A 6,000-nucleotide genomic window follows, 5' to 3' on the forward strand; every position below is an offset into this window, starting at 1 on the left:
CTCTCCGGTACTTGCGAATATGCGTTTTTTTGTTGAACCGCAAGGGTCAATGGCAAGCGCCGCGAAGGCGTGACCGTGACCGCTGTGAAGCCGGCAGAAGAACAAGGCGCAACGAAGTCGGGAGGGTGGCAATGGGACAGGACATAGGGCAGCTCTCATGTTGTTTTTATTAGAGATGCCCGCAGTTTTGTCATTTGCGCAAAGATCGACAAACGACAAATTCTGCGTTGGAACGTTCTATAAACGCATGTTACATATCGCTCCCCACCGACCGATCGTTCCCACGCTCTGCGTGGGAATGCCGCCCCGGACGTTCCGCGTCCCCTCTGCGAAACGGTGACGCAGAGCGTCACGGGATGCATTCCCACGCAGAGCGTGGGAACGATCAGTACTTCAACAAGCGCGGGTCGAACGGGTAGTCGGAGAGCAACTCGATGCCGTGTTCGTGGATGTAGATCTGCTCTTCGAGCTTGACCCCTTCGCCGCCGTCGTCGTGGCCGATGTAGCTTTCCACGCAGATGGTCATGCCGGCTTCGAACACGCCGTCGTAGCCCAGGGCATCAATGTCTTCGCGATGCACCACGTAGGGGTATTCACCGGTCATGCCAACCCCGTGCACCAGGGCGAAGTAACGGTTGTTTTTGTAATGCTCGGGAATCTTCCAGGCCAGTTCCGCGTACTCCTTGAAACTGCGCCCGGCCTTGAGCATTTCCATGTTGGTCTGCACTTGCTCGTAGGCCAGTTTGTACAGCTCCTGCTGCTTGGCGGTGGCGGCTTGTTCCCCGCACAGGAAGGTCCGCGAGAAGTCGGCGTAGTAGCCGAAACGCCCGACCACGTCAGTGTCCAGCGCTACCAGGTCGCCGGCTTCGATGGGCCGGGTGCTGCACTCCTGGAACCACGGGTTGGTGCGTGGGCCGGAGGACAGCAGGCGGGTCTCGACGTAATCACCGTCGGTGGCGATCACATGCTGGTGCAGGTGCGACCACAGTTCGTTCTCGCTGATGCCGGGGGTGAGTTTGCTTTCCATCAGGCGCACCCCGGCTTCGGTGGCACGCAGGCTGGCGCGGATCATCTTGAGTTCGTTCGGCACCTTGATGCAGCGCGCACGTTCCAGCGGTTCCTGGGCATCAAATATCTGATAGCCGAGCTTTTGCAGTTCGAAGGCCGCAGCGGAGGTGGCGCTTTCAATGGCGATGCGTTTGCCGCCGCCGCATTTGCGCACCAGCTCATCGATTTCCGCGGCCCAGTCGGCGGTGACATTGCCCAGGAAACTTTCGCAGAAGTAATAGGAGATGGCTTTGGCCGGGCGCACTTCATCGACGGTGTTGAGGGTTTCGGCCAGGTGCAGGCAGCCGCCGAACTCGAACACCACCACCGGGCCTTCTGCCGGGATAAACGCATAGCGGGCCGGGTTGCGCGCCGAGTAAACCTGCATGTTGCGTGAGCCGGTGGCGTAGCGCATGTGGGTAGGGTCGAACAGTACGCAGGCGGCGTAGTCGCGTTTTTTCAGCTCGTTGCGTACCCGTTGCAGACGGTCCAACTGGATCTGCTGGATCTCGTCATGGGTAGGTTCGCAGTCAGCGGGGTTGCGGTTGGGGCCGGACAGACTCATGGGGTGTTCCTCGCAGGGCAAATACGGTTTCAAGGTTTCTTAGGTGTGAATCAGTCGAGCAACTGGTCGCTGCGGACCAGGTTGCGTTCGGCTTGCAGATGGGCTTCGGACAGGCGTCCGTAAAGCTGCTTGGTGCGCTGGGCACGGCCAATGATTCCGGGCTTTTCGGAGTAGGCGAAGATCGCCGTGTTGCGCTCGGTGGCGCCTTCCACGCGGGTCACCCGGTGCACCGAGAAACGTCCTTTGAAAATCTGCAGGTCGCCGGGGTTGAGTTCCAGTTCCTGCACCCGCGAACGGTCCTCGCCACGCACCACCTTGCCGACGGCGCCGAGGTTCTCCTGGGTGCGCGAGCGAATCATCGGCGCGTACTCGAACAGGCCGCCGGCCTCGGGCTTCTGGGTCATCATGCTGACGATGAATTCGTTGGTATCGAAGTGCCAGGGCTGCTCGGTGCCGTCCGGCATCACGTTGATCACCAGCCCGGCGAACGGGTCGGCGTACTCGAAGATTTCCGGCTCATTCAGGCAGGCACCGATAAAGCGTTTCATCATCGGCGACACGTACAGCCGGTGGATGATCGCGTCCGGGGCGATCATGTCGCGGGTCACAAAGCCGCTGGTGCGCTCCATGAACGTGCGGCGCGGGTCATCGTGGGGCAGGGAGGTGTCGTCCTCGGTGAAGTAGGCGTTGACCTTGCGCACCGAATAAAACGTCTTGCCCGACAGCGCCAAACCTTCCAGGCGCGCCTGCTCAAGCGCCGCGGGGCGCAGGAAGTTCTTCAGCAGGCAGCAACCGTCTTCGGCCAGTTCGGCCCGGGCGTGTTCGATCAGGGCCTGTAATTGAACATGGCCCGAATCATGTATGGGATACAGCTCGGTATTAATAATGTCGCTGATATCGCCCACTTCAGCGTCAGCAAGTTGAAGGCTCATGCAAGACTCCCGGAACTATCAGTTGGTGTTTTTTGGCTGACCCGATAGTTGCTGAACGAGGTGCAAAGTGGAAATTACAAGTTGTGATCGAATCCATCGGCGAGGGCGATAGTTATGTCGGGCGAACTGGATGGCACCCTGCTTAAAGTGTTTGTGGCAATTATCGAGTGCCAGGGGTTTTCGGCGGCCGCCGAGCGCCTGCACAAGACCCAATCCACCGTCAGCCAGAGCCTGCAACGCCTGGAAGACATCGTCGGCACGCCACTGATCCGCCGTACCAGCCGCTCGGTGGGCCTGACCCCCGGTGGCGAAACCTTTTTGATCTACGCCCGGCAGATCCTCAAGCTGCACAGCGAGGCCGTCAGCGCCGCGCAATTGCCCAATCAACAGGTGTGTATCCACCTCGGCATGCCCGAGGACTACGCCGAGTACTGCCTGGGCGGGATGCTCAAGGACTTCCAGGCGCAGTTCGCCCAGGTACGGCCCGATGTGTGCTGCGAGATGTCGACGGCCCTGGTGGGGCGCCTGCAACGGGGCGAACTGGACCTGGTGCTGGGGGTGGAACACGCAGGTTTGCACAGCGGGGAATACCTGTGCGACGAGCCGTTGGTGTGGGTCGCGGCGCCCAGCTGGAGTTGCGTGGGGCGTCAGTCGGTGCCGTTGGCGGTGTACGCCGAGGGCTGCGCGTTCCGTGCGAACGCCGTGCAGGCGCTGGCCCAGTCCGGGCGCTCGTGGCAGGTGGTTTACACCAGCCAAAGCCCGCGCGGCATTGCGATTGCGATCGAGCAGGGCTTGTCGGTGGGCGTGATGGCGCGGCGCCTGGTGCCACCCGACTGGCAGATTCTGGACGAGCGCCAGGGCTTCCCGCCGATTGCCCCGGCGCGCCTGATGTTCTGGCGTTCAGCCGGTTGCCAGGTGCCGGAAGTGGATGCCCTGGTGGAGATTCTGCGCCGGCAACTGGGCCACTCAGGGCATCTGGGCGGCCAGCGCTTCGCGGGTGTGTCGCTGGGCCATGCGCTTGAGCAATAACAGGCTGGCCAACACCCAGGCCGCGATCCAGCCGTGCACCACCGCAAATTCGCCAGTGACTTGCAGCAGCCAGCCGCACAAGGCATTGCCGGTGGCACTCGCCAGGCCGTAGCTGACCATGCTCAGGCTCACCACTTGCAGGCTGTGCACCGGGCTGAGCCGGGCACCGACGTAGGCGGCCATCAAGCCCCAACACGGGAAATAGAACAGCGCGAACAGCCCGGCCGCCAGCCAGCTCAGTACTAGGCTCGGGTGCCCGAGCAAGCCGAGCATGCTCAGACCAAACGCGCCGATACTCAGGGCCATCACCCGCAACGCCCCCCAACGATCTGCCAGCGTGCCCAGCAGCAAGCCGCCGATCACACCGCCGATCCCGATCAGCGTCCACATCGAGCCGGTGACGGAGGCGCTGGCCTGTAGCTGCTCGCTGACGAACGCCGACAGGAAATTCAGAAACGGCCCGCTGATGGCGCCGATAAACGCGCTGAGCAAGACGATCTGCATTGCCACCGGTTGTGCCATGCACAACTTCAGCCATTGGCGCAGCACTTGATTCAGCGCCGGCGCCATGGTCTCGCGTGGTGCCGGTTGCTTGATCGGGGCCAGTGCCCACAGGGTCAACAGCGTGACAACCAGCGTCAACCCGGCGCAGATCAGCCAGAACTGGCGCAACGACAACCCCTGCAACAGCGCGATCAACAGCCCGTTCAAGCACAGCGCAAAGGCTGAGCCCGAGGACGCCAGCCCCAGCACCCGGCTGCGATGTGTAGTCGGGATCACCTCTTGAGCGAGGGCCGAAATCGCGTTCCAGTTCGACACCGCGCACGCCGACACCAGTGCCAGGCACAGGGCAAACGGCAGCACCCACGGCGTGGCGACGGCCAGGGCCAGCAGGGCGGGGCTGAGGACGATGGTCAGGCGCACCATATTGCGCGGGCTGATCCACGCCGCCGCCAGGCCGCTGGCAATCGAGGCGCCCATGTAGAACAGCTGCAACAGCGCGGCGATCAATGCGGCCTGGCTGTAACTGAGCTCAAAGGCCAGGCGGATCTGCGGCAACAGCGCCGAATACAGGAACACACTGAAACCGTGGGTGGTGGCGTTGCAGGCGGTAAACACCAGTGCCAGCAAGCCAATACTTCGCCGGGATGAAACGGGTGCGTTGGACATGGCGATGACTCGATAAGTTAATCGCGAAAGAGAGGGGCGAAGTTACAGGAAGTACATCGGCAGACTAGCGTTTATAGCCTGGCGACGACCAATGCTTAATTGTCTTAGTGTGCATGCGTTATACGCAGGCTATTTATTCGTGAGCGACGGTCTGTAGCGATAAACGACGCTTTCAGCGGTTGCGACGATTAATTGTTTGTCAGGCTGGGGTGCTACCGCTGACCCAATACAAAAAGGTATGTTGTGCAGGTTATTTCCCCTGTGCTCCCGAGTGTCGTCCATGAAACGCAAAATGCCCGGTCTCAACGCCCTCAAAGCTTTCGAAGTCGCCGGCAGTACCGGCAGTTTTACCCGGGCCGCCGAGCTGTTGAACGTGACGCAGAGTGCGGTCAGCCGCCAGGTGCGCCAGCTTGAAGAACAGTTGGGCGAGGCGCTGCTGGAGCGTCGTCACCATCACCTGGAATTGACCAGTGCCGGGCGGGTGTTGCTGCGGGCGTTGCATCAGTCGTTCGACAAGATCGAGTTGACGGTGCGCAGTATCCAGCAGAAGTCCCATGCCAATCGACTGCACATCAATGCGCCGCCGACGTTTACCAATCGTTGGTTGATGCCGCGGTTGGGGCGCTTGCGCGAGCAGCATCCGGAGCTGGAGTTGAGCATTACCACCCGGTTGCAGGACAGCCTGGCGGAGACCAGTACGCTGGATTGTGCGATTCGGTTTGGCGATGGGGAATGGGATGGGTTGGACAGCTCGTTGTTGATTCAGGAGCGGCATATCGCGGTGTGTGCGCCGTCGTTGTATGCCCGGGAGTGGAGTGACGGGATTGATCTGAATCGCATGACGCTGCTGCATGTGCTGGCGCGGGAGGATCAGCGGTATCTGACGTGGAAGCATTGGCTGGATGCGGCGCGGATCAGTGGGGTTGATATCGAGGGGGGGTATGAGTTTGACCTGCTGGATTTGGCGATTCGGGCGGCGATCGATGGGTTGGGGATTACCATTGCGGATTGGCATATGGTCGCTTCGGAGTTGGCCAGTGGGCAGTTGACGCAGGTGCTGAATGTGCATGTGGAGGGGCATCAGTCGTATTGGCTGGTGACCCGACCGGAGCAGACGGATACGCCGCAGTTGCAGGTGTTTGCGCAGTGGTTGCAGGAGGAGATTTGGTTGGCTCAGCGGCAGTTGGAGCCTTCTTTGGCGGCTGGGTGAGGAGTGGGGTTTGTGTACATATCCATTGCTGCGGTAACGGCCACTTA

At 61.2% G+C, this 6,000-nt stretch carries 5 protein-coding genes; 2 read left to right on the forward strand and 3 right to left on the reverse strand.

Annotation, left to right across the window (positions count from 1 at the left end):
- Positions 1-385: 385 nt before the first annotated feature.
- Positions 386-1,612, reverse strand: a complete 1,227-nt coding sequence (locus tag HX824_RS29630; protein WP_087693501.1) for a Xaa-Pro peptidase family protein — start codon at positions 1,610-1,612, stop codon at positions 386-388.
- A 50-nt stretch (positions 1,613-1,662) separates the two neighbouring features.
- On the reverse strand, positions 1,663-2,544 hold the full coding sequence (locus tag HX824_RS29635; RefSeq protein ID WP_008432881.1) for a hypothetical protein: 882 nt from the start codon (positions 2,542-2,544) through the stop codon (positions 1,663-1,665).
- 114 nt (positions 2,545-2,658) lie between these two features.
- Here HX824_RS29635 and HX824_RS29640 point away from each other — a divergent pair, with 114 nt between their 5' ends.
- Complete coding sequence (locus tag HX824_RS29640; protein ID WP_177029121.1) at positions 2,659-3,573, forward strand: LysR family transcriptional regulator; 915 nt, start codon at positions 2,659-2,661, stop codon at positions 3,571-3,573.
- Here HX824_RS29640 and HX824_RS29645 read toward each other — a convergent pair.
- Positions 3,511-4,743, reverse strand: coding sequence for an MFS transporter (locus tag HX824_RS29645; protein WP_102369226.1), 1,233 nt, complete (start codon positions 4,741-4,743; stop codon positions 3,511-3,513). The two genes, HX824_RS29640 and HX824_RS29645, sit on opposite strands and share 63 nt — an antisense overlap.
- A gap of 280 nt (positions 4,744-5,023) precedes the next feature.
- On the opposite strand from HX824_RS29645, the gene HX824_RS29650 reads away from it, so the two are divergent.
- Complete coding sequence (locus tag HX824_RS29650; protein WP_003218560.1) at positions 5,024-5,953, forward strand: LysR substrate-binding domain-containing protein; 930 nt, start codon at positions 5,024-5,026, stop codon at positions 5,951-5,953.
- Positions 5,954-6,000: the final 47 nt, after the last annotated feature.

It is taken from the genome of Pseudomonas sp. D4002 (assembly GCF_013385665.1).
Classification (GTDB): domain Bacteria; phylum Pseudomonadota; class Gammaproteobacteria; order Pseudomonadales; family Pseudomonadaceae; genus Aquipseudomonas.

Bases quoted from the DNA above. Each gene is read 5' to 3' on its own strand.
- HX824_RS29650 (WP_003218560.1), top strand. From the start codon at position 5,024: ATGAAACGCAAAATGCCCGGTCTCAACGCCCTCAAAGCTTTCGAAGTC.
- HX824_RS29635 (WP_008432881.1), bottom strand. From the start codon at position 2,544: ATGAGCCTTCAACTTGCTGACGCTGAAGTGGGCGATATCAGCGACATT.
- HX824_RS29630 (WP_087693501.1), bottom strand. From the start codon at position 1,612: ATGAGTCTGTCCGGCCCCAACCGCAACCCCGCTGACTGCGAACCTACC.
- HX824_RS29645 (WP_102369226.1), bottom strand. From the start codon at position 4,743: ATGTCCAACGCACCCGTTTCATCCCGGCGAAGTATTGGCTTGCTGGCA.
- HX824_RS29640 (WP_177029121.1), top strand. From the start codon at position 2,659: ATGTCGGGCGAACTGGATGGCACCCTGCTTAAAGTGTTTGTGGCAATT.